The following is a 24,403-nucleotide window of genomic DNA, read 5'->3' as shown; positions in this document are numbered from 1 at the left end:
TACTATTAATAATAAGTATGTCTTCTAACTTTTGCTATATATTTTGCTAAGCGAACTACTTGATGGCTATACCCGTATTCATTATCATACCATATATATAAGATGGCGTTTTTACCATCTTCTCTCACAATAGTTGCTTTACTATCATAAATAGAAGGAGCAGAGCAACCAACAATATCACTAGATACTAATTCGTCACTTAACTCATACTTTATTTGTTCTACTAAATCTCCTTCTAGTGCATATTTTTTCATGATGGTATTTATACCTTCAATAGAAGTTGGGTTTTCTAGCTCTAAATTTAAAATAGCTAAAGATCCGTTAGGCACAGGAACTCGAATAGCATTAGAAGTTAATTTTCCTTCTAAACTTGGTAAGGCTTTACTAACCGCTTTTCCGGCGCCAGTTTCTGTAATTACCATATTTAATGCTGCTGCACGACCACGTCTGTATTTGCTATGAAAATTATCTACTAAATTCTGATCATTAGTATACGCATGAATTGTTTCTAAATGTCCAGATTTTACGCCGAAAGAATCTTCCATTGCTTTTAAAACGGGTGTAATTGCATTGGTGGTACAAGATGCTGCAGAAAAAATATGTACTTCATCTGGATTATGCTCGGTATGGTTTACACCATGCACAATATTTGGTACTCCTTTTCCTGGAGCAGTAAGTAATACTTTATCTACGCCCTTAGATTTTAAATGTCTGCTTAACGCTTCGTTATCTCTAAAAGCACCAGTATTATCAATAACTAAAGCATTATTAATATCGTATTTTGTATAATCTATATCTTCTGGAGCGTTTGCTGAAATAATATTTACAGTGGTACCATTAATAATTAATGCGTTATTTTCTACATCTATAGAAACAGTTCCTGAAAAATCACCATGTACAGAATCGTTACGTAATAAAGAAGCTCTTTTTTCTAAAACGGTTGCATCCACAGCGCCGCGAGTAACAATTGCTCGTAAACGTAATTGGGTTCCTTTACCTGCTTTCGTCATTAATTCTCTAGCAACTAAACGACCAATTCTTCCAAAACCATAAAGCACAACATCTTTAGGTGTAATAGCTCCGTTTTTACTAGCATCTTTAAGCTTGTCTGCAACAAATGCTGTAGCATTATTGTACTTTCCTTCTTCTATATGATATTCATATGTTAATTTACCAATGTCTAATTTTGCAGGAGGAAGGTCTAATGTGTTAATAGCTTGCGCAATTTCTACAGAATCAAAAATAGAAATAGGCTTTTGTACAAACTCACAAGCGTATTCATGTAGATTTAAAATGTCACTAACATTTTTATCTATTAATTGATTTCTAAAAATAACCAGTTCGATAGATTTATCGTACCAAAGGTCGCTAACTATTTTAATAAATTCTACAGTAGCTCTACGTCTATCTGCTTGAAAAGCTAATTCGCTTTCATAAGTTTCGTTAATAGGCATGGTTAAATATTTTTTTGTGTTGTTAAATTTTTTGCAAAAGTAGTATATTTCAAACGTTTTCGTAGCTTATTTTAAATAAAATAAAAACGCTCTAGAAAAGACTAGAGCGTTCGTAATAAAATGGGTTTACCAACGGGATTATCTAAAATTATATCTTTCTTTTTCCCCTTTAGAATTTATTAGTTCAATACGTAATAATGCATTGGTATGTCTGTTTTTAATAATCGCTTGTACATCTTCAATACTATTTACTTTAGTATCATTTATTGCAGTAATAATATCACCGACTTGTACACCATTATTCATCCAATAGCCCAAATAGTTTTCATTACTCGTCAATTTGGCGATTTTCACCCCATTATCGGTGTTGTATTTTTTTAGGTCTTTAGGTTTCGCGTTTTTAATAACACCTATTATAGGAACCGTTAAAGTTTCGTTTTTTAGTAAAGTTACTGGAAATACTTTTTGCTCTCCATTTCTTAAAACAGTAACATTTATAACATCATTAGGGCTTTTCGAATTTAAAAATCCTTTTAGATCGGAAAACTTTTTAATCTCGATATTCTCCAATTTCTGAATAATATCGCCACTTTTTAATCCTGCGATATCTGCGCCAGAATCTTCTTCTACTTCTTCAATATAGAATCCTTCTGAAGTATTTAATCCGAATTTCTCAGCATAACCAGCACTAATAGGACTTCCGGAAACACCAAGGATTCCGTTTTGTACATTACCAAATTCCATGATATCTTGAACCACTTTCTTTGCAATATTACTTGGTACAGCAAAAGAATAGCCAATATAAGAACCAGTTTGGGAGGTGATTGCAGTATTAATTCCTATTAAATCTCCATGTGTATTTACTAAGGCACCACCAGAATTCCCAGGATTTACAGCCGCATCTGTTTGAATAAAAGATTGGTTACTTAAACCCGATAAATCTCTAGATTTTGCGCTTATAATTCCTGCAGTAACCGTAGACGTTAAGTTAAATGGATTACCAACAGCTAAAACCCATTCGCCAATTTTTGCTTCGTCACTATCGCCAAAAGTGGTAAATGGTAATTCTTCGTCTGTTTCAATTTTAATTAAAGCAATATCTGTTTTTTCATCAGCACCAATAATGGTCGCATCATAAGTTTTGTTATTATTTAAGGTCACAGAAAGCTCTCTAGAACCAGCAATAACATGGTTGTTGGTTATAATATAACCATCTGGCGAAATAATGACTCCAGAACCAGTACCTATTTGCGCACGCTGTGTTTGTCTGCCGTAAAATAAATCTTCAAAAGTCATTTGACTAGAATTTACGGTCGTGTTTTTTACGTGTACCACAGTATGAATTGTCTTTTCTGCTGCCGAAACAAAATTCACATCTGTTTCTGCAATAAAACCAACGTTGCTTGTATGATTTACAGGAACGGTAAAAGGTTGTTCTTGGTTTGGTTGTATTACAACTTGTTGTTCCTTTTCAATAAAAGTTTTATAAGCACCTAGAGTAATTGCTCCTCCTAATGCCGAAACGAATAATAGGGATAAAATCTTTTTCATAGTAATATATCTGTTTAGTATAAAAGGTTAACGATTAAAATTAAAAAAATGTTGTTTAATAAATTCAACTTTAACGCGTATTTAACACCTAAGAATACAGTTTAATATTACTATATTTGTCGTAATAATTTCTATTTAATGACACACACTTTTTATAAATATCAAGGAACAGGAAACGATTTTGTAATGCTTGATAATCGTCTAAAAACGTTTAATAAAAAAGATACCAAACAAATCGCTTTTTTATGTGATAGACGTTTTGGTGTTGGAGCCGACGGATTGATATTACTAGAAAATCATGAAACTGCAGATTTTAAAATGGTATATTTTAATGCAGATGGAAACGAAAGTACCATGTGTGGAAATGGAGGAAGATGTATTGTCGCTTTTGCAAAATTTTTAAACATTGTAAAAGACCATGCAACTTTTGAAGCTATTGATGGTATGCATGATGCTATTATAGAAGGGGATATTATTAAGCTTCACATGCAAGATGTGGAACAAGTAGAAAAACATGCAAATCATATTTTTTTAAATACAGGATCACCACATCATGTGCAAAAGGAGGCTAATCTTAAAGGATTGGATATAAAAACCGAAGGCGCAAAAATTAGATATGGCAGTCCTTATAATGAAGCAGGAACGAATGTCAACTTTGTTTCGAAAATAAACGAAGATACTTTTGCTGTTCGAACGTATGAACGCGGTGTAGAAGACGAAACTTTATCTTGTGGAACCGGTGTTACCGCTGTTGCTCTAGCCATGCATTATATTGGTGAAACAGAAAAAAATCTAATAACCTTACAAGTAGAAGGAGGAGAATTACAAGTGTCTTTTGCTAAAAAAGGCAATGCATATCAAGATATTTGGTTAATAGGTCCTGCAAAACAAGTTTTTAAAGGCATAATTTCATGATTACATTAAAAGGCGAGAACATCTATTTACGAGCTTTAGAACCAGAAGACTTAGCGTTTATTCATACGATTGAAAATGACGAAAGTATTTGGGAAATTAGCAATACCATAACCCCATATTCTAAATATTTAATCAAACAATATTTAGAGCATGCACATAAAGATATTTACGAAGTAAAGCAATTGCGATTAGTTATTTGTGGTTATGACGATGTTGCTCTTGGTATGATTGATGTTTTTGATTTCGATTTTAAAAACCGTCGTGCAGGAATTGGTATATTGGTAAAAGAAGAAGCTAACAGACAAAAAGGTTTTGGTAAAGAAGCCTTGCATTTATTGGTTAATTATTGTTTTACACATTTAGGTTTACATCAGTTATATTGTAATATTTCGGAAGACAATACCGCAAGTCAGAAGCTTTTTACCAATCAAGGATTTCAAGAAATAGGATTAAAAAAGGACTGGAGTCTAGTCAACAATAAATTTAAAAACGAATATATCTTTCAACTCATTCATAAATAAATGTACTTTAAAAAAATACTTATAGCAGTTTTAGTCATCGGTTTAGTAATAGCTGCATTTTTTGCAAACTTTGTATATAAAGCAATGTTTAAAGCAAATACCGCTTTTAATAATGAAGAAGCTTATATATATGTTTCTAGCAAAGCAAATTATAATGATGTAAGAGAGCAACTAGTTCCATTATTAAAGGATATGGAATCTTTTGACGCTTTAGCCGAAAAAAAGAAATACAATACAAACCTTAAGGCAGGAAGATTTGTGGTTTTAAAGGGAATGAATAATAACGAAATTATTAATTCTATCCGAAGTAAAAACATGCCGTTAAAACTAAGTTTTAATAATCAGGAACGTTTAGAAGATTTAGCTGGTAGAGTTGCTTTTCAAATAGAAGCAGATAGTATTTCCGTTTTAAAAGCAATGCAAGACGAAACGTTTTTTAATGCAAATGGTTTTACTAAGGAATCTGCTTTATCGATGTATATTCCGAATAGTTATGAAATATATTGGAATACTTCCGCAGAAGGCTTTAGAGATAAAATGTTAAAAGAATATCAGAGTTTTTGGAATGCTTCTAGAAATGAAAAACGAAAAGCACTTAACCTTTCTATTAACGAAGTAATGTCTATTGCTGCAATAGTACATAAAGAAACGGCAAAGGTAGACGAGAGACCTCGTGTTGCTGGCGTATATTTAAATAGAATTAGAAAAGGAATGCCTTTACAAGCAGATCCAACGGTTATCTATGCAAAAAAACTAAAGGAAAATGATTTTAATCAAGTCATTAAACGGGTTTTATATAAAGATTTAGAAATCGATTCTAAATACAATACCTACAAATATCCAGGTGTTCCTCCAGGACCAATCACCATGCCTGACGTGTCTGCAATAGATGCTGTTTTAAATGCGGAAACACATAACTATTACTATTTTGTTGCCAACGTGAAAAACTTTGGATACCATAAGTTTGCAAAAACGTTGAGTCAGCATAATGCAAATAGAAATGAATATGTACGTTGGATTAATAGCCAAGGCATAAATAGGTAATCTTGAAAATACTTTTATACCTACTATTCGTTTTATGTATAACTACAAGTGTATTCTCACAATCTGGAATTCATAAATTTCTTACACCAAGCGATTCTTTAAATGTACCAAGACGAAATGCTTTAGTAATTTCGGAAGCTTCTGTAATCGGGTTATCCTTAATTGGTTTAAATCAATTGTGGTATGCCGATTATGAAAAATCAAAACTACATACACTTAATGATAATGACGAGTGGCTTCAAATGGATAAGTTTGGTCATGTATTCTCTTCCTATCAAGTAGGTAGAGCAGGAGCAGAGCTTTTACATTGGAGTGGTGTAGGCAAAAAAGATCAATTGCTTTATGGCGCAACTTTAGGTTTCGCATTTCTAACCGTAGTAGAAGTTTTTGATGGTTACTCTAAAGAATGGGGTTTTTCTTGGGGAGATATGATTAGTAATGCGGCAGGAACTGGATTGTACGTCGGACAAGAATTGCTTTGGAAAGAACAGCGTATCACTTTAAAGTATTCTTTTCATCAAACAAAATATGCTTCACAAAGACCAGATAAGTTAGGCGAAGGATTATTAGAAGAAATTTTAAAAGATTATAACGGACAAACCTATTGGTTAAGTGCAAACGTGAGTTCTTTTTTTAAGAATGATAAAATACCAAAGTGGATAAATGTTGCTTTTGGTTATGGAGCAGATGGTATGCTTACCGGAAATGAGGAAACTGTAGATGTTGCATTTTTAAATCCAGACAGAAAACGACAATATTATTTAAGTCTAGATATAGATTTAACCAGAATAAAAACAAATTCACACTTCTTGAAATCTGTTTTTAGTGTTTTGAACGTAATAAAAGTACCCTTTCCTACGTTAGAATTTAACGATAAAAATGAATTAAAGTTCCATGCTATCTACTTTTAGATGTACTTAGTCGACTAATTTTTGAATAAAAGATATAAACGTCTAATTTTGAATTAGAAACGTATAAACTACTGGTTTTCAGGTTTAAAATAAAAGTTGTATATTTGCACGCTGAAAAATTGTAAGTGATTATTACTATTAATTATTACTGAAAAATTATTCGTTATGATAAAAAATATTGGAAAGTTTACGCTATTACTAACCATATGTACTTTATTAAAATTATCGTTTTCTTCGGAAGCGGTTATGGATTTAATAAATTACGAAGAAGAAGAAGTGGTTGCTACCATAGAAGTGTCAGATAAAGTATTTGCCTTTCGTACACCTACACCAAGTGAAAAATTCAAACCAACTTTAGGAAAGTCTTTTATCGGTTTTAAAGAAGCATTAGCTTTTAAAGAATCTGGAGGAGATTATTTTACCGTAAACAAATTTGGTTATTTAGGAAAATACCAATTTGGAGCAGAGACTCTAAAAATGATTGGTATCTACAATCCGAATCAATTTTTACAAAACCCAGAATTACAGGAAAAAGCATTTGTTGCAAATGCACAACGTAATAAATGGATTTTACGTAGAGACATTAAACGTTTTAATGGTATGACCATTAATGGTATTTTGGTAACCGAGTCAGGAATTCTAGCTGCAGCGCATTTAGCAGGACCTGGAAGCGTAAAAAAATACTTAAGAAGTTACGGTGAAACTGGTTTTGAAGATGCCTTTGGTACTTCGATTAAACATTACATGAAAAAGTTTTCAGGTTATGATACTTCGCTAGTAAAAGCAAATAAAAAAGCAAAAGCTAGTACTATTTAGTAACTAGCTTTTATGTATTATAAAAATGGTTGGTCTTTTATGAAGGTCAACCTTATTTTTTTTCCATTCGTTTACAGATTTCGTCTTTATATATTCGGTTGGTAATGTAATGTCACAAGCAACACAAACTTGCGTATTACTTTCCAAATATTGACACATGTCTTCTAACATTTTATTGTTTCTGTACGGCGTTTCAATAAAAAGCTGTGATTGATTTTTTTCGAAAGAAAGGCGCTCTAATTGTTTTATCTCTTGTTTCTTTTCATCTTTATCAATAGGTAAATATCCATTAAAAGTAAAGCTTTGTCCGTTCATTCCGGAACTCATCATTGCTAATAATATAGAAGAAGGTCCAACCAAAGGAACTACTTGTATGTTTTTATCATGTGCAATTTTTACTATATCTGCTCCAGGATCTGCAACGCCAGGGCAACCAGCATCCGATAGTAGTCCAACATTTTTTCCTTGTAAACAAGGTTCTAAATAACTTGGCAATTCCATAGGATCTGTAAACTTGTTTAAAGGAAACAAGGTTAGTGAAGCTTGTTGTTTTCTTGGTGCAATGCTTTTAATAAAGCGTCTTGCATTTTTTTCGTTTTCAACAATAAATGTGTCTACTTGCTCTATTACTTTTTTTACTGAAATAGGTAAAACTTCTAAAGGCGCATTGTCGCCTAATGTTGTAGGTATAAGGTATAATTTACCGATAATATTGTCCATTACTCTTTAATAAATTTACTCGTTTTTTTGCTTCCGTTTTCGGCATTAATTTCAATTAAATACAATCCGCTTTGCATTTCTTTAGTCGATAAAGTGGTTATAGTTAAGTCTGGTTTTAAAATAGATTTAACTAGTTTCCCGTGCAAATTAAATATATTAATTTCTTTAATTACCTGTGTTGTGTTTCTAAAATCTAAATTTAAACTATCTTTTACTGGATTCGGATACATTTTTATATTAAATACGTTTTGTTCGTTTACACTTAAATCAGCATCTATTATTTTGTAAATAATTCCTGAGTTAAGCCCAGCAATATATAGCTCGCCAGTAACGTCTTCTCCAAAAGCAGAAAAACCATCACTACCAAAATCTTCTATAAACGTTAGATTAAAATTTGTTCCATCTCCTTGTACATAACCAATTTCATCACTACAGTAATCGGCAAAAAAATAGAAGCCTTCCAGCGTAGGTTGCGCTGTTCCTCTATATCTATAACCTCCGGTAATCGAGCATTTAAAGGCGCCGTCATTACTATGTGTATATTGCGCCACAGGGAATGTTAATGTGCTTGTAGCAGGGCAATTTGCTGTGTTGTAAGGTGAATCTCCTTCATAGCAGCGCCAACCGTAATTGATTGGAGCGCTTCCATTGGTAACCATATTAATTTCTTCAATTTGGCTTTGTCCAACATCGGCTATCCAAATATCACCTGTGTCTCTATCAAAAGACCACTTCCAAGGGTTTCGTAGGCCATAGGACCAAATTTCTTCCTTTATGCCTTCTGTATTACTAAAAAAGGGATTGTCTGCTGGTATCGAATAATTCAATCCGCCAGTTACAGGATTATCCACATCTATACGTAGTAGTTTTCCTAAATGGGAAGTTAAGTTTTGTGCTCTGTTTTCAGGGTCACCACCAGAACCTCCATCTCCTGTAGAAATATATAAATAGCCATCGGTACCGAAATGCATATCTCCACCATTGTGATTACCGTATGGCTGACTAATATTCATAAAAACTAATTCGGAATTGGGGTCTGCTGTATTTAGTGAGTTTCTTGTAAATCTAGAAATTACCGTGTCTGCACTATTATTTATATAGTTTACAAATAAATACCCATTGGTAGAATAGTTTGGATGAAAAGCTATGGCTAATAAACCTCGTTCTCCACCACTATTAGTGACAATAGGATTGATATTTAAAAATGGCGTCGTTGCTAAGGTGCCGTCTGCATTAATGATTTTAATAACACCAGCTCTTTCCGCAACAAAGAGTCTATCATCACCTGCGTGTTTTACGTTTACCGGTTTGGAAAGTCCGCTAGCAAAAAGTTCAATATTTATATTTTGAGAGAAACACGGAAAAGAAAACAATGCTATTATTAAGAGTATAATAGATTTCATGTGGTACTGTTTTAAGGAGTTGTGCTTTAAATTACAAAATATATAAACTAAAACACTTGGTTTTCAATGTTTTAATTCTTTAAAACTTTTTCCTTTATAACATCTGTAGCTTCGTCTAGCATTTTAAAAACATTTTCAAAACCTTGAGCGCTGTCGTGGTAAGGATCAGGAACATCGTAGTTTTGATTGGGATATACTTCGTTTAAAATGAGTTTTACCTTAGCGATATCATTTTCATTTCTAGCAAGTTTTACCACGTTTTTAAAGTTGGAATTGTCCATGACGTAAATTAAATCAAAAACATCAAAATCGGAAACATCAAATTGTCTACCGCGTTGATTGGTGATATCAATACCATATTTTTCTGCAACTTGAATAGAGCGTTTGTCTGGTAGGTCACCAATATGATAATTTCCTGTTCCAGCAGAATCTATAGTAAAATCATCGTTAAGTTTAGCACGTAAAATACCTTCTGCCAAAGGAGAACGACAAATATTACCAAGGCAAACCATTAGTATTTTAGTCATAATATTTTATTTGAAAAATGCGGTATTTGAAATTTAAACCGAAAGCTTTTTAGTTAAATCTTCTACGTATTTTCTAAATTGTTTATCTGTAGAAGATAAGTTGTTAACCGTTTTACAAGCGTGAAGTACAGTGGCATGATCTCGTTTACCAATTTGCGAACCAATACTTGCTAGTGAAGCTTTAGTCAGTTTTTTGGCAAAGAACATGGCTAATTGTCTCGCTTGTACAATATGACGTTTTCTAGTTTTAGATTGTAGCGTATCTACATCCATTTGAAAATAATCGGAAACTATTTTCTGGATATAATCTATAGAAACCTCACGTTTTGTGTTTTTTACAAACTTTTCAACGACTTGTTTTGCTAAGTCAATAGTAACCTCTTTTTTATTAAAAGAAGATTGTGCAATTAAAGAGATAATTGCGCCTTCAAGCTCTCTAATATTAGATTTAATATGTTTTGCAACATACTCAATAATATCATCCGGCATTTCTACACCATCACGATATAATTTGTTTTTTAATATAGATACTCTGGTTTCAAAATCTGGCGTTTGCAATTCTGCAGAAAGTCCCCATTTAAATCTAGATAATAAGCGTTGCTCAATATCTTGCATGTCAACAGGAGCTTTGTCACTAGTTAAAATAACTTGCTTTCCGTTTTGGTGTAAATGGTTAAAAATATGAAAGAATACATCTTGTGTTCCAGATTTACCAGATAGAAATTGTACATCATCAATAATTAAGATGTCTATTATTTGATAAAAATGAATAAAATCATTTCTGTTATTTTTCTTAACCGAGTCTATGTATTGCTGCGTGAATTTTTCAGCAGAAATATATAAAACTGTTTTTTCAGGGTATTTATCTTTAATATCTACACCAATAGCATGTGCTAAATGTGTTTTTCCAAGACCAACGCCTCCAAATATTAATAAAGGGTTAAAAGATGTTCCTCCTGGTTTGCTAGCTACAGCTAATCCTGCACTTCTAGCTAAACGGTTAGAATCTCCTTCTAAAAAGTTCTCGAAATTATAGTTCGGATTTAGTTGCGACTCAATTTTCACATTTCTAATTCCGGGAATAATAAAAGGGTTGCGTAATTCGCGATTTTTATTGTTTAAAGGAATATCGACATCTTGCGCTTTTACAGAAGATCTATTCGAACTAGGAATTCTTTCGGTAAAAGGTTGTTTATTACCATAAGTGTTTTCCATTTTAATAATGTAAACTAGTTTGGCTGTTTCGCCTAACTCTTTGGTAAGTGCAACTTTTAGGATTTTCACATAATGCTCTTCTAGCCATTCGTAAAAGAATTTACTAGGTACTTGAATACTCAAAGCATTTTCTGCAAGTTTAACTGCAACAATTGGCTCGAACCAAGTTTTATAAGCTTGCGGCTGAATATTATCTTTTATAAATTCAAGACAATTATTCCAGACCGATTGCGCAGTAATACTCATTATTTATAGTGAAATTTATTGTTAGTTAAAAAAAGAGGAATTGATTTCCTCTCGTTGATTATAGCTCGGCAAATATGTGAACAAATTTATTAATAAAAAAATATTTTATAGTTGAATATTAGGAAATTTTATTGCATGTTTAAACCGTTACCGAAACTACAAAAAAATAACGAGATATTAGTATGAATGAGAATGAAATTTTTATAAGAATTAGATATGGTGAAACCGATCAAATGGGTGTTGTTCATCATGGCAATTACGCATTATACCTAGAAATGGGAAGGACAGAGTGGTTAAGAACGTTTGGTATTTCTTACAGTCAAATGGAAAGGGAAGGTGTTATGCTTCCTGTGATTTCTATGTCTTTAAATTATAAGAAATCAGCCTATTACGACGACGTTGTTAAAGTTAAAACACAACTTAAAAAAATACCTTCCGTAAAAATAGAATTTGAATATGAAATTACAAACGAAGCTGGTGAGATTTTAGTACAGGCGAATACCGTTTTGGCATTTATTAACATGAAAACGAAAAGACCGATGAAATGTCCAGATTATATTTTAGATAAACTGTAGAAACTTCTCGTTATACGACTTCGATTTTTATTTCGAATTGATTGTCGAATGTTTCAAATACAGATTCAGAGTTGTTTTTTCTTACAGAAATAAAAACTTTACAGTCCAATTCTAAAATTTGGTTGGTAATATTTAGGTTTTTCTCTTTGATTATACGCATCACTTTATTCATGTTTTTGTATTCAAAAGAGATGCAGTATTCGATATTTATCGTTTTTGTAATAATTTTGGAAGCTTCTAAAGCCATTTGTGCTCCAGTTCGATACGCATTTATTAATCCGCCAACACCAAGTTTTACGCCTCCATAATAGCGCAATACAACGATTAGGATATTGGTAACAGCATACGATTGTATTTGTCCGTAAATAGGCATTCCAGCGCTATTATTAGGTTCTCCATCATCATTTGCTCGGTAGGAAAACTGTTTTTCGTCGGTTCCAAATTGGTACGCATAACAAAAGTGACCTGCTGTGTGGTGTTGTTTTTTTAAATCTTCCAAGTGCTGTTTTACTTCATCTTCATTCTGAATAGGAAAGGCATAACCATAGAATTTGGAGTTTTTATCTTTAAACAAAACTGCTTCAGAAGGTGTTGTAATGGTTTTATAGGTGTCTTTTTCTTCCATTTACGCTAAAGTAACTAATACAATAGAAATTATGGCAAGCGCAATTCCTATCCAATTCTTTTTTTGTAATTTTTCTTTAAAAATAATAAGGCCGATTAAAGTCGACAGCATAACGATAGCTACATTATTTATGGTAAAAAGAGTAGAGCTTTCAAAGCCTTCAAATTGTAACGCTTTTAAAAGCATGTAAATAGAATAGTAGTTCGTGATACCTAAAAGGATACCGCCAAAAATACTTTTGTAGTCAAATGTAAATTTTCCTTTTATAGCTTGAATGCTAAGTAGTACTATTCCTATTAAACCAGCAATACAAAAAATGGTTGCAGAAAATATTGGAATGCCATTTTGTGAAACATAGCTTGTTTCAATATACTTTATCGAGGTATCTATGGCGCCAGATCCAAAAAACAATAAAATAGGAAGCCATAAATTTTTAATATTAAACGCTTCGGTTTTCGATTTTGCCGAAGTTAAATACACTGCAACCAAAGCTAGAATTATACCAACTCCTTTTTGCCAACCTAAACTTTCGTTATAAGCATACAAACCAAAAATAATAGGAATTACAACGCTCATTTTACTAGCCACAGAAGTAACCGTTAGTCCGTTTCGTTGTGCAGTTAATGCCATAACATTAAAAATGGAGATGAACAGAAAGCCTAAACCAATAGCGCCAAAAAACCAATCTTCATTTAGGATTTTAGTAATATTTACGGGTTCTTCGTACATGAGAACACCTGTTAAACAAGCTGTAAAATAGTTGGCAACAATAGCTTGAAGCGTATTGATTTTGTATTTCCCAAGCAGTTTAAAAATAATGAATATTAGCGTAGATGCTAAGATGCTGAGTAAAAGGTATATCAAAATAAGTCTTTCATAATGGTAAATAAATCGATGATGTCTTCCTTAGTTTCATCAATATTCCAAACGTGTATTCCTAGTTTGCTTGCAGCTTCGGTGTTTTCTAAGGTGTCGTCAATAAATAGTGATTCTTCTGCTTTTATATTGTTTTTGTTTAAAACGAATTCATAAATATTCGCATTTGGTTTTCGTAATTGAATTTCGTGCGAAAGATAAAAAGGATCAAAACAGCTTTTAAAATCTTCATAAAACGAAACATTTTCTTTTATCCAATCGATATGAAGTTCGTTGGTATTGCTTAATAAAATAAGTTTATACTTTTTATCTGCAGCTAATTGTTGGATGAATTCTAATCGCTTTCGCGGAAAGTCTTTCAGAATAAAATTCCATGCATCTATAATTTCATCCGCAGTTAACTTCGGAAAGTTTTCTAGGTAAAACTCTAAAAATTCTTCCGTGTCCAATAATCCTTGTTCATATAAGGTATTGATGGCAATTACGTCTTCCGGAAGCGTATCTACCTTAAATACGTCTAAAGCATTTTGCATGGCTCCGGCTTTATCTAGGTTGATGAATACGTCTCCAAAATCGAATATTAAATTTTTAATCATATTTATTTCCTGCGTAGACAGGAATCTTTTTAATTATTAGTAAATATTTTAAGAGTATCTTCTATTAACTTTTCTGTAGAAGCAAGATGTCCATAAAATTTTGGTGCTTTAACGCCTTCTTTAAATAGTATGTTTCCTGTAAATACTCGAGCTTCATCCCAAAGATTTTCATCTATAAATAGTTGCAAGGTTTTAGAACCACCTTCAATAATTATAGAATTTATGTTTTCCTTATGTAAATGAGTGCAAATAGCTTTTGCATTATGGTCTTTAAAAGTGATGGTTTCGGCTTGGTCATTAAAAATTGCGTACTCCTTAGATAGTAAGTTGTTTCTGTCTAAAACTATGCGAATCGGATTGTTACCGGTGTAATCTCTAACCGTTAAACTCGGGTTGTCTTTAATAACGGTATTGGTACCAACAAGAATTGCTTGTTCTTCTGCGCGCCATTTATGTACTAATTGGCGAGATATCTCATTGGTTATCCAAACAGGTTTGTTTTCATCTTTGTATTTGGGAGCGATAAAACCATCCGTAGTTTCTGCCCATTTTAAAATAATATACGGACGCTTTTTGTTATGGAATGTAAAAAAACGTTTGTGGTGCTTTTTACAGTCTTCCTCTAGAATACCTACAGTTACATTACAGCCAGAATCTCGTAGTTTTTTAATTCCTTTACCTGCAACTTCCGGATTATCATCTACACAGCCAATGACCACATTCGGTATTTTATGAGTAATAATAAGATCGCTACAAGGCGGTGTTTTTCCAAAATGGCTACACGGTTCTAGTGTAACATATAAGGTGGATTCTTGTAAAAGGGTTTTATCTACAACAGCATTTATTGCGTTTACCTCGGCATGATTGCCACCATAAGCACTAGTGTAGCCTTCGCTAATAATACGACTATTGTGTACAATTACAGCGCCAACCATAGGATTTGGTCTTGTGGTTCCTAGTCCGAGTTTTGCAATTTGTATGCAGCGTTTTATGTAGTCTTCGTGTGTAATAATAAAAAGTTTAGAATTTGATTTTTACGTTTTCGGTTTGATCCACATCATACGTATGTGAAAAACCAAATACTTTATATTTAATTTGTCCCTTATACTGTACTTTCATTCTTTGTGAGAGAAAACTTCCTAATAAACCACTTAAGCTTTTATCACTAAAAAGACTGTCTGTAGGAACATTTGCTTTTAGCGGAATAGAAAATTCTTTTTTTGCTGGCACTTTAAAGCTTTCTGTGGTAACCGTTGCCATTTGGTTGTTGTTAACAAACACTTTAATTTCGTCTGTTTTTAATTCACCACTAATATCGTTTTTATTCAAAAAATACGCATCTGCAGTAAGTGTAATGAATTTAGAATTAGAATCGTCTACCTTTATATTGTCGACTCTTAAAAATTCTGGTTTTTCTTTAACAGAACAACTTATAATAGTAAGGATTACTGTTAATAAGATTATAAACTTCTTCATTTCAATTTTTTTAGATTTAATGTATCTTCACCAGCAAAAATAATATTTAAAAGTGAGGAATAGCAATATCATTATAAGAGAAATTGAACAAAAGGATAATGCGCAAATAGAAGCGGCTATACGAGGTTGTTTTCATGAATATGAAATCCCTTTGGTAGGTACTGCTTATGAAGATGCAGAAACGCCAAGAATGTTTGAATCTTATCAAAATAATAACGATGTTTATTATGTTGTGGAATTAGATGGAAAGGTTTTTGGGGGAGCAGGAATACAGCCTTTAAAAGATTTTGAAACCGAAATATGCGAGATTCAGAAAATGTATTTTGCTCCGGAAGTAAGAGGAAAGGGAATAGGAAAGCCTCTTTTTGAGAAATGTATGGAAGCTGCTAAAGCAATGGGATATAAACAATGCTATTTAGAAACGATTCCGAATCTAAAAGCGGCAATTCATATTTATGAAACTTTCGGGTTTAAGCATTTGGAAGCTCCTTTAGGAAACACAGGACATAACGCTTGTGGTATTTGGATGCTGAAAAATCTGTAATTGATAATGGAATTAATGAGGTTAAAAGAAATACAAAATATATTTCACGAACAGTTAGATGCTATTTATGGTGTAGACGAAGTAAATAGTTTTTTCTATTTGCTAATCGAAGCATGCTGTGATTTTTCTAGAATGAAACTAGCACTTGAACCAGGAAAAACGATTACTAAAGCGGAAGAAGAAGCTATTATTAATGCGTTAAAAAGGTTGAAAGAAGAAGAGCCGATTCAATATATTTTAGGCGAAACAGAATTTTACGGTTTGCCTTTTAAAGTGAACAAACATACGTTAATACCAAGACCAGAAACGGAAGAGCTCGTAGACCTTATTTTAAACGATGTCAATTCGAGCGCATTCCAGAAACCTATTTCTATTCTTGATATTGGAACAGGAAGTGGTTGTATTGCTATTTCGTTAGCTAAAAATTTACCTAAAGCGAAGGTTTATGCTTTAGATGTTTCCGCGAAAGCGATAGAACAAGCAAAAGAAAACGCAGCATTAAATAATGTAGAAGTGGTATTTATAGAAGCAGATATTTTAAATGAAAAGTCTTGGGATTTGGCGTTTTCTAGTTTGGGATTTGACATCATTGTATCCAATCCGCCATATGTTAGAAACCTGGAGAAACAAGAAATGAAACCTAACGTTTTAAATAACGAACCGCATTTGGCGTTGTTTGTAGCCGATAATAATCCGTTACAATTTTATGAAGCAATAACAACATTTGCGGTAGATCACTTGAAACCAAAAGGCGAATTGTATTTTGAAATAAACGAGTATCTTGGTGCAGCAATGATTGCTTTATTAGAAGAGAATGGTTTTGAAGCTATAGAATTAAAGCAAGATATTTTTGGAAAAGATAGAATGCTAAAAGGAATAAAGATTAACGATTGCTGATAAGAGATTGTTGATTTCAGATTTTGATTAAGAAAATAGATCCTTATATCCATCTGTTGACAGAAAGGTTTTTTAGGGAAAGAGATAAAAGAATTAAATGAATACAAAAGAATACATACAAAACTTACGTAGCGAGCTTCGTGAGCACAACTATAATTATTACGTTTTAGATAATGCGACTATTAGTGATTACGATTTTGATATAAAATTAAAAGAACTACAGGCCTTAGAAGAAAAACATCCAGAATTTTTTGATGCCAATTCGCCAACTTTAAGAGTGGGAGGAACGGTTACTAAAAACTTCAATACGGTTGTACATGCGCATAGAATGTATAGTTTAGATAATTCGTATTCTCTAGAAGATTTACAAGATTGGGAAACTAGGATTAAAAAGATGGTGGATGGCGAAATTCAATACACCTGCGAATTAAAATATGATGGTGCATCGATTAGTTTGACGTATGAAAACGGAAGTTTACTTCGCGCAGTAACTCGTGGAGATGGTATGCAAGGAGATGAAGTAACAGCAAATATTAAAACGATTAAATCGGTACCATTGCAATTAAAAGGAAGCTATCCAGCAAAATTTGATATTCGTGGAGAAATTGTTTTGCCTTTTGAAGGGTTTAATAAGATGAACGAAGAGCGCATTGATATTGGGGAAGAACCATATAGAAACCCAAGAAATACAGCTTCGGGAAGTTTAAAACTTCAAGATAGTGCGGAGGTTGCAAAACGACCATTAGAATGTTTGTTGTATAATATTACAGGAGATAATTTAGGGATTGCTACACAAATGGAAAGTCTAGAGAAAGCAAGACAGATGGGTTTTAAAGTTCCAGAAGCCGCCAAACTAGCAAATTCTATTGAAGCCGTTTTAGAATTTGTAAATTATTGGGATACAGAAAGACATAATTTGCCATACGAAACAGATGGCGTAGTAGTAAAGGTGAACGATTTACAGCAACAAGAAGAATTAGGATATACTGCCAAAGCACCACGTTGGGCGATGGCTTATAAGTTTAAAGCAGAGCAGGTTTCTACGCGTTTAAATAGTATTTCGTATCAGGTTGGAAGAACGGGAGCGATAACGCCAGTTGCCAATTTGGAGCCTGTAGAATTAGCAGGAACGACTGTAAAAAGAGCTTCTTTACATAATAGCGATCAAATTGAAAAGTTAGATATTCGAGTTGGTGATGAGGTGTTTGTAGAAAAAGGAGGAGAGATTATACCTAAAATAATTGCGGTAGATTTTACCAAACGACCAGAAGATTCACAACCAACCATATATATAACCCATTGTCCGGAATGTAACACGCTTTTAGAAAGAGATGAAGGGGAAGCCAAACATTTTTGCCCGAATTATAATGGCTGTACGCCACAGATTGTTGGAAGAATACAGCATTATATTTCTAGAAAAGCAATGGATATTGAAGGTTTAGGAGGAGAAACCGTTGCGCTTTTAGTGCAAGCAGGCTTGATTACAAATTATTCCGATTTATATACGCTAACTAAAGAACAGTTGATGCCATTAGAAAGAATGGCAGAAAAAAGTGCTGAGAATTTAATCAATGGCGTGGAAGCTTCTAAGCAAATCCCTTTTGAAAGGGTTCTTTTTGCTTTAGGAATTCGATATGTGGGAGAAACGGTTGCTAAAAAATTAGCCAAGCATTATAAAAGTATAGATGCAATAGAAAAAGCGACACAAGAAGAATTAGTAAATGTAGATGAAATAGGAATTAAAATTGCGGAAAGTGTTGTCCTGTTTTTTACTTCGGAAGAAAATAGAAATACGATTGAAAAACTAAGAAGTTTTGGAGTGCAATTGGAAGTTTCGGCCGAAAAATTAGCAAATCAAACCAATAAGCTAGAAGGCAAAATATTTGTAGTTTCAGGGGTTTTCGAAGTTGTTTCAAGAACCGAACTTAAAAAGCTAATAGAAGATAATGGCGGTAAAGTTTCGTCTTCTATTTCTGCTAAGACCAGTTATATTGTAGCTGGAGACAAAATGGGGCCAAGTAAAAAAGAAAAAGCAGAGAAATTGGGAGTGTCCTTAATATCTGAGCAGGAATTCTTACAAATGGTTCGCTAATTCCGGTGTTTTTTCAGAGGTAAACCGATAAAAGTTATTTATTACCGATAAATTACATTTTTTATTTATATTTGAAAGTTGATAACTTCACTTTTTAGGGTGCTTAAATTATTTTATGTTAGCTGATTATCTTGGTTTTACACTTTTAGGTCTACTAGATATTTCTATCTTTTCTATTTTAGAATTACTAGTTGTCCCGGTAATTACTGTGATTTATTTTATATCCAGAAAAAAGAAGTCTTTGTTTTTTTTTCTCTTTTTAGTTAGTTATTCTTCTGCAGATATTTTGCATATAATGGATGATGATAATTTATCAGAAACGCTATATTTTGTATGTAATATACTTTATGTTGTTTCCTTCTTTTTTTTGTTGTTCGAAATTTTTAAGGCTTTGGATTTTAGAGTCCTTATTAAGAAATTTTTAATTCAAACTATTGTATTATTTGTTCTTGTAATCTATCTGTTCACCGTTTTGTATGGAATAATAGACCCTATTTTGTTTGATTCTAAGGTTCTAAATTTGGTGCGTTTTGTAGAGCATAGCTATAATTTTATATTGTTAGTTTTGTTGGCTATCTCTTTTTTGAATTTTCTTGAAAATGATACCCGGAAATCCTTGTTTCTGTTTATAGGTTGTTTAGCAATAAGTTTTTCAGATTTTTTATTGATTGGCTATTACTATCTGTCGGACCTTGAAATTTTAAATTATATTGCTATCGCGTTAAATATATTTGCTTTTGTAATGTTTTACCTTCAAACAGATTTAGAAATAAACTCAAAAAAAAAAGGAGCTAATATTTTTGCGTAATTAATTTCAGCGCATCTTGTCTATCCCAGTTCAGAATATTCCGGATACTATAAAAGAGACTACTACAGTAATAGATAGTGCACCACTGTCTGGATTAGTTGTAATCCCTAGTTTTTAGCTATATTATAATGGCCTCCCGTTGAGGTTATGGATAGCGTTGCTCTAATGCAAGCCTTATTGAAATACCAGCGATAAGTTCTAAAATCCTTAGTAAACTTCTAATCTGATTTTTTCAAAAATAAATGCACTATCCAGATGTGTTGTACATTTAAATTGTAAAGATGGTCTTTAAAGGTATAGAGATAATTATGTTTAATTTTAAAGGCAAGTGTTTTTTCAAGTTTAAATATTTTAAAATGAAATGTTTAGTAGAAAGTGGCTTTAGCTTATTATATAGTTGAAGAATTTTACTGTAAATCAAATAAAACCTATGTATTTCATCGATTAAATGTGTAATTTATCCGTTGTAAGTAAATTTATTTTATATTTGCGATAACCTACTTATGATTATGATTCTAAAAAATTGGATAAATAAATTTCCAAACAAAATGTTTTTAGGCATATTGTTTGCCCTTATATTAATTAATGTAATTGCTACTATTAGTGAAAATGATTTGTTTCAGCAATTAACAAAACCTCTTTTTGTTCCTGTATTTTTAATCTATTTTCTATTAAAGAATAAGCAAATTACAATGGGTGTTTTTGCTTTTTTATTATTTTCTTTTATTGGAGACTTTACTTCTGTTTTTACCTATAATTTAATGCTTGTTAATATTTCTAGTTTAGCGTATTGCTTAAGTTATGCTAGTTTAATTGTAGCGGTAGCCTCTAGAATTAAAAAGTTGCAATTAGATAAAGTGATTAGTTCGTATCTAATTTTTGTGTTTTTAATTAACGCGTATCTGTTATACATTCTTTTTGACGTCATTAAGTATTATATTCCAGATAGTGTCGAGGTGACTTTATTTGGTATTAAAAGTACTGCTTTAATAGCGCTTGCTTTTGTTTCTTTTGTAGATTATTTAAACTCAGAAACTAAAGAATCTATTCTGTTTTTAATTATGGTTTTATGTTTTTTGTTTTCCGATGTGTTACATTACATAAGCACCTACTATTTATATAATTCGAGCTTTGTAATGATAGATCGAGTTTTACATTTAGTTGGTTTATTCTTTCTATTTAGTTATATATTAGAAAGGAATAAAGAAGAAAAAAGGGTGGAAGTTAATACCGTTATTCTTTCTTCATAAAAAGAGAACAGATTTACACTAAAATAGAAGTTCCTTTTGCGGCTTTGTTTTTGTCGGCATCAAAATAGAAGTCTATTTTTCCTAGATTAATTCCGTAGCAACCCACTTGATTCACTAAAACATTTTCACCTATGCTGTTTTTGGCAATGGTTGGTTTTGGTAAAAAAGTATGAGTATGTCCCCCAATAATTAAATCGATATCTTTTGTTGCTTTAGCAAGGTTTAAATCACTAATTTTCTCTGTGAAATTTTTATAATGATATCCTAAATGCGATAGACATATAACTAAATCACATTTTTCGTTTTCTTTTAAAATTCGGCTCATGTCTTGCGCGATTTCCGTAGGATCCAGATATTTCGTTTCTTTATACATGTTTTTGTCTACCAAGCCGTTTAGCTCAATACCTAAGCCGAAAACACCAATTTTAATGCCGTCCTTTTTAAATATTTTATACGGTTTTACAAAGGAGTCCAGTACGGTATTAGAGAAGTCGTAATTAGCAGATAGAAAATCGAACTTAGCATGAGGTAATTGTGCTAATAAGCCATTTATGCCATTATCAAAATCATGGTTTCCTATAGTTGCAGCATCATATTTTAACATGCTCATGAGTTTAAATTCTAGCTCGCCACCATAATAGTTAAAATAAGGTGTTCCTTGAAAAATATCTCCAGCATCTAATAATAAGGTGTTTGGGTTTTCGTTTCTAATATTCTGTATTAAACTAGCTCTTCTGGCAACACCTCCTTGGTTTGGATTTCTTCCATCTTCTGGTCCAAAAGCATCAATATGGCTATGCACATCATTGGTATGAAGTATCGTTATTTTTGTTGCTTTGCTTCCAGAGGTAAACGATTGTAAGCCTAAACCTCCTAATGTGATTAATGCCGCTGTTGCAGATGTTTGTTGTATAAAATCTCTTCTTTTCATCTGGTTTATTTTAATTGAATAAATCTGTCATCAATAACAGGGTTAATGGTATCTTTTTTAAGGAAGTAATCTAATAAAGCATTTCTTACCTTGTAGTTTAAAACATGTAAGCTGTCATTGGTTTGAAAAAAGGTCATTCTATCACCACCATGATATAAATAATCATTAGTAGCAACATAATAGGTTTTTTCGGCTTCAATAGGTTGATTATTTATAGAAGCATAAACCGCATTAAAATCTTTATCTAATTTAATTTTTAAACCAGAAATAGGATGTGCGCGTTTCGCTTTACTTAAATAATTTATTAAACTGTCTTGAATCGTTTTTCCCTTCATTTCTAAAACTACAAGGCTGTTTTCAAAAGGCATAATCTCATAAGCCGTTCTGGTAGTTATGTTTCCTTTAGATATAATGGCACGAATTCCTCCATGATTAAGTAGAACCACGTCTACGTTATGTCCGGTTCGTTTTTTAAATATCGTGCTGGATTCTTCAATAACAGCATCTGCGAATAGGTTACCAATTGCGGTGTTGAAGTCTCCATCTGTCTTCGTGTAGGTATCTACAGCATAAGAAATGACGCTATCTAAATTCTTATTAACATGATCTCTATATGGTTTAACAAAGTCTTCAACCTCTTGATTAATTTCGAGGCTATCCTTAATGTTTATTTGTTTTCCTTCAATTTTAGTAAGGAATAGTTTTTCTTGTTTGCAACTATATATAAAGAGTGCAAAAACAATTAAAAAAAGATGTTTATAATTCATGTGTAAAGGAATAGGTTTTAATAAACAAAACTAACTACTTTTGTTACCTTTGTAAGAAAGTATAAATATAAATGATTTTAAAGGGTTTTAAACAAAATTCTACTAAAAAACATCTTAGTAAATTATTAAATTCTAGACAGGTATTTCTGAATAAGGACAAGATCGCTAGTCTAGGAGTCATTATAAATATAGATGAAATTGATGATTTTGAGTCTTTTAGAAAGCTAGCAGAAACAATTCATGTAAGGCCAAATAAACTTAAAATTATAGCGTTTACTTCTAATAAAAAAGAAGATATAAGTACTTGGGATTTTTGTTTTAATCCGAAAGATTTAAATTGGAAGGGAAAAATAACAAATAAGGAGCTTCAAGTTTTTTTAGATACGCCGTTTGATGCTTTAATTAGTTATTATGAACAAGATGTGTTAGCGCTTAAAGTTTTAACAGCGACATCTAAAGCTAAATTTAAAATTGGTGTTTTACAGTCGGATAATAGATTGAATGATTTTATTATTAAAACCAATTTAAAACAGTTTGATGTATTTAAAAATGAATTAATAAAATACCTTAATACATTTAATAAAATAAGTAATGAATAATAAATTTGTAGGTACGGGAGTTGCTTTAATAACACCTTTTAATGAGGATTTAAGTGTAGATCACAAATCTTTAGAAGATATCGTGGCATATAACATAGAAAACGGAACCGATTATCTTGTTATAAGTGGCACGACAGGAGAAAGTGTAACGATTACAGCAGCAGAAAAATTAGCGATAACGAATACAATAATTAAGGCAAATAATGGTAAGTTGCCATTAGTTATAGGAATTGGAGGGAATAATACCGCGCAAGTTGTGGAAGAGATTAAAAATACAGACTTGTCTAATATGGATGCTATTTTATCTGTATCTCCATATTATAGTAAGCCTACGCAAGAAGGTTTGTATCAGCATTTTAAAGCAGTAGCAGAAGCGTCACCAGTTCCAATAATATTATATAATGTTCCTGGAAGAACAGCTAAAGATATGTCGCCAGAAACGACTTTGCGTTTAGCAAAAGATTTTAAAAATATTATTGCCGTTAAAGAAGCAGGAAATAATGTACACCAATATTTACAGCTACTTAAAAATAAGCCGGAAGATTTTTTAGTGCTTTCAGGAGATGATGATTTGGCATTAGGAGTGATATTAGCTGGTGGAGCAGGAGTAATCTCTGTACTTGGTCAAGCGCTTCCTAAAGATTTTACTAAAATGATTAATTTAGGCCTAGAAGGGAAAGCTAAAGAAGCATATGCTTTGCACTTTAAGTTAATGGAAATGACCGCTCTTATTTTTGCTGAAAATAATCCTGCAGGAATAAAAGCAGTTTTTGAAGCATTAAAAATGTGTAGCGCAAAGGTAAGATTACCGCTTGTAGAAGCTACAGAAGAATTAAAAGAAAAAATGGAAGAAGCGCTGAAAGTATTTGTTTAAAACCTGAGTTTGACCTAATGTTTGTTTTCAGTTGGAATGAATTTTTATTCAATTTGCAGTTGTAATTTTGAAAGACTAACTAGTTAATTGGATATATTATAACAATAATTGGGGAGAATTCACCAAATCTTTTTAGAAACCCAAAGAAAATGCAATCTTATCGTATAAAA

At 32.1% G+C, this 24,403-nt stretch carries 26 protein-coding genes; 13 read left to right on the top strand and 13 right to left on the bottom strand.

Features of this window, described 5'->3' with window-relative positions; all coding sequences use genetic code 11:
- Positions 1 to 5 precede the first annotated feature (5 nt).
- Positions 6 to 1,454, bottom strand: coding sequence for a glyceraldehyde-3-phosphate dehydrogenase (locus ACVCXO_RS10695; RefSeq protein ID WP_452229585.1), 1,449 nt, complete (start codon positions 1,452 to 1,454; stop codon positions 6 to 8).
- A gap of 138 nt (positions 1,455 to 1,592) precedes the next feature.
- Entirely contained in the window at positions 1,593 to 3,005 is a 1,413-nt protein-coding gene (locus tag ACVCXO_RS10690) for a trypsin-like peptidase domain-containing protein (RefSeq protein ID WP_452229584.1), read from the bottom strand.
- Between the two features lie 138 nt (positions 3,006 to 3,143).
- On the opposite strand from ACVCXO_RS10690, the gene dapF reads away from it, so the two are divergent.
- The 5 genes from dapF to ACVCXO_RS10665 all read left to right on the top strand — a co-directional run bounded on the left by dapF (position 3,144) and on the right by ACVCXO_RS10665 (position 7,212).
- Positions 3,144 to 3,920 (top strand): diaminopimelate epimerase, encoded by a 777-nt coding sequence (gene dapF, locus ACVCXO_RS10685; protein ID WP_452229583.1) that lies wholly within the window; start codon positions 3,144 to 3,146, stop codon positions 3,918 to 3,920.
- Positions 3,917 to 4,441, top strand: coding sequence for a GNAT family N-acetyltransferase (locus ACVCXO_RS10680; protein ID WP_452229582.1), 525 nt, complete (start codon positions 3,917 to 3,919; stop codon positions 4,439 to 4,441). The genes dapF and ACVCXO_RS10680 overlap by 4 nt, the downstream gene beginning before the upstream one ends.
- Positions 4,442 to 5,485: an endolytic transglycosylase MltG gene (mltG, locus tag ACVCXO_RS10675; protein WP_452229581.1), complete on the top strand. Its 1,044-nt coding sequence runs from the start codon at positions 4,442 to 4,444 to the stop codon at positions 5,483 to 5,485. It begins immediately after the preceding gene.
- A 2-nt stretch (positions 5,486 to 5,487) separates the two neighbouring features.
- The gene (locus ACVCXO_RS10670) at positions 5,488 to 6,396 is read left to right on the top strand and encodes a DUF2279 domain-containing protein (protein WP_452229580.1); all 909 of its coding nucleotides are present in this window, start codon (positions 5,488 to 5,490) and stop codon (positions 6,394 to 6,396) included.
- A gap of 165 nt (positions 6,397 to 6,561) precedes the next feature.
- A complete protein-coding gene (locus tag ACVCXO_RS10665) occupies positions 6,562 to 7,212 on the top strand; it encodes a peptidoglycan-binding protein LysM (protein ID WP_452229579.1) in 651 nt (216 codons plus the stop codon).
- 3 nt (positions 7,213 to 7,215) lie between these two features.
- Here the strand turns inward: ACVCXO_RS10665 and ACVCXO_RS10660 are convergent, their stop codons facing one another.
- From ACVCXO_RS10660 to dnaA, 4 genes are all read right to left on the bottom strand, one after another.
- Positions 7,216 to 7,932, bottom strand: coding sequence for an SAM-dependent methyltransferase (locus ACVCXO_RS10660; RefSeq protein WP_452229578.1), 717 nt, complete (start codon positions 7,930 to 7,932; stop codon positions 7,216 to 7,218).
- Positions 7,932 to 9,335 carry a PQQ-dependent sugar dehydrogenase gene (locus ACVCXO_RS10655; protein ID WP_452229577.1) on the bottom strand — a complete coding sequence of 468 codons (1,404 nt, stop codon included), beginning with the start codon at positions 9,333 to 9,335 and terminating at the stop codon, positions 7,932 to 7,934. The genes ACVCXO_RS10660 and ACVCXO_RS10655 overlap by 1 nt, the downstream gene beginning before the upstream one ends.
- Positions 9,336 to 9,406: 71 nt before the next feature.
- Complete coding sequence (locus ACVCXO_RS10650) at positions 9,407 to 9,862, bottom strand: low molecular weight protein-tyrosine-phosphatase (protein WP_452229576.1); 456 nt, start codon at positions 9,860 to 9,862, stop codon at positions 9,407 to 9,409.
- A gap of 33 nt (positions 9,863 to 9,895) precedes the next feature.
- Entirely contained in the window at positions 9,896 to 11,323 is a 1,428-nt protein-coding gene (gene dnaA / locus ACVCXO_RS10645; RefSeq protein ID WP_452229575.1) for a chromosomal replication initiator protein DnaA, read from the bottom strand.
- A 182-nt stretch (positions 11,324 to 11,505) separates the two neighbouring features.
- On the opposite strand from dnaA, the gene ACVCXO_RS10640 reads away from it, so the two are divergent.
- A complete protein-coding gene (locus tag ACVCXO_RS10640) occupies positions 11,506 to 11,898 on the top strand; it encodes an acyl-CoA thioesterase (protein ID WP_452229574.1) in 393 nt (130 codons plus the stop codon).
- Positions 11,899 to 11,908: 10 nt separating this feature from the next.
- On the opposite strand, the gene ACVCXO_RS10635 is transcribed toward ACVCXO_RS10640, so the two are convergent.
- From ACVCXO_RS10635 to ACVCXO_RS10615, 5 genes are all read right to left on the bottom strand, one after another.
- A complete protein-coding gene (locus ACVCXO_RS10635) occupies positions 11,909 to 12,523 on the bottom strand; it encodes an IMPACT family protein (RefSeq protein WP_452229573.1) in 615 nt (204 codons plus the stop codon).
- Positions 12,524 to 13,252 (bottom strand): EamA/RhaT family transporter, encoded by a 729-nt coding sequence (locus ACVCXO_RS10630; protein ID WP_452229572.1) that lies wholly within the window; start codon positions 13,250 to 13,252, stop codon positions 12,524 to 12,526.
- 131 nt (positions 13,253 to 13,383) lie between these two features.
- Entirely contained in the window at positions 13,384 to 13,995 is a 612-nt protein-coding gene (locus tag ACVCXO_RS10625) for an HAD family hydrolase (protein ID WP_452229571.1), read from the bottom strand.
- 29 nt (positions 13,996 to 14,024) lie between these two features.
- A complete protein-coding gene (gene ribD / locus ACVCXO_RS10620; protein WP_452229597.1) occupies positions 14,025 to 15,008 on the bottom strand; it encodes a bifunctional diaminohydroxyphosphoribosylaminopyrimidine deaminase/5-amino-6-(5-phosphoribosylamino)uracil reductase RibD in 984 nt (327 codons plus the stop codon).
- 7 nt (positions 15,009 to 15,015) lie between these two features.
- Positions 15,016 to 15,471 carry an LEA type 2 family protein gene (locus tag ACVCXO_RS10615; protein WP_452229570.1) on the bottom strand — a complete coding sequence of 152 codons (456 nt, stop codon included), beginning with the start codon at positions 15,469 to 15,471 and terminating at the stop codon, positions 15,016 to 15,018.
- A gap of 52 nt (positions 15,472 to 15,523) precedes the next feature.
- Here ACVCXO_RS10615 and ACVCXO_RS10610 point away from each other — a divergent pair, with 52 nt between their 5' ends.
- The 5 genes from ACVCXO_RS10610 (at position 15,524) to ACVCXO_RS10590 (ending at position 21,062) form a co-directional block, all read left to right on the top strand.
- Entirely contained in the window at positions 15,524 to 16,015 is a 492-nt protein-coding gene (locus tag ACVCXO_RS10610; RefSeq protein ID WP_452229569.1) for a GNAT family N-acetyltransferase, read from the top strand.
- A 6-nt stretch (positions 16,016 to 16,021) separates the two neighbouring features.
- Positions 16,022 to 16,912, top strand: coding sequence for a peptide chain release factor N(5)-glutamine methyltransferase (prmC, locus tag ACVCXO_RS10605; protein WP_452229568.1), 891 nt, complete (start codon positions 16,022 to 16,024; stop codon positions 16,910 to 16,912).
- Between the two features lie 97 nt (positions 16,913 to 17,009).
- Positions 17,010 to 19,004 (top strand): NAD-dependent DNA ligase LigA, encoded by a 1,995-nt coding sequence (gene ligA, locus ACVCXO_RS10600; protein WP_452229567.1) that lies wholly within the window; start codon positions 17,010 to 17,012, stop codon positions 19,002 to 19,004.
- A gap of 115 nt (positions 19,005 to 19,119) precedes the next feature.
- Positions 19,120 to 19,812, top strand: a complete 693-nt coding sequence (locus tag ACVCXO_RS10595) for a hypothetical protein (protein WP_452229566.1) — start codon at positions 19,120 to 19,122, stop codon at positions 19,810 to 19,812.
- A 548-nt stretch (positions 19,813 to 20,360) separates the two neighbouring features.
- Positions 20,361 to 21,062, top strand: coding sequence for a hypothetical protein (locus ACVCXO_RS10590; RefSeq protein ID WP_452229565.1), 702 nt, complete (start codon positions 20,361 to 20,363; stop codon positions 21,060 to 21,062).
- A 13-nt stretch (positions 21,063 to 21,075) separates the two neighbouring features.
- Here the strand turns inward: ACVCXO_RS10590 and ACVCXO_RS10585 are convergent, their stop codons facing one another.
- Positions 21,076 to 21,993 (bottom strand): bifunctional metallophosphatase/5'-nucleotidase, encoded by a 918-nt coding sequence (locus tag ACVCXO_RS10585; protein ID WP_452229564.1) that lies wholly within the window; start codon positions 21,991 to 21,993, stop codon positions 21,076 to 21,078.
- Positions 21,994 to 21,998: 5 nt separating this feature from the next.
- Entirely contained in the window at positions 21,999 to 22,760 is a 762-nt protein-coding gene (locus tag ACVCXO_RS10580; protein WP_452229563.1) for a 5'-nucleotidase C-terminal domain-containing protein, read from the bottom strand.
- Between the two features lie 71 nt (positions 22,761 to 22,831).
- On the opposite strand from ACVCXO_RS10580, the gene ACVCXO_RS10575 reads away from it, so the two are divergent.
- Together ACVCXO_RS10575 and dapA are read left to right on the top strand one after the other, a co-directional pair.
- A complete protein-coding gene (locus ACVCXO_RS10575) occupies positions 22,832 to 23,359 on the top strand; it encodes a DUF6913 domain-containing protein (RefSeq protein WP_452229562.1) in 528 nt (175 codons plus the stop codon).
- Positions 23,352 to 24,233, top strand: a complete 882-nt coding sequence (dapA, locus tag ACVCXO_RS10570) for a 4-hydroxy-tetrahydrodipicolinate synthase (RefSeq protein ID WP_452229561.1) — start codon at positions 23,352 to 23,354, stop codon at positions 24,231 to 24,233. The genes ACVCXO_RS10575 and dapA overlap by 8 nt, the downstream gene beginning before the upstream one ends.
- Positions 24,234 to 24,403: the final 170 nt, after the last annotated feature.

The organism is Lacinutrix sp. MEBiC02404, assembly GCF_053601575.1.
The sequence above is the reverse complement of the archived record's forward strand: the minus strand, read 5'-3'. Positions and strand labels throughout refer to the sequence as shown.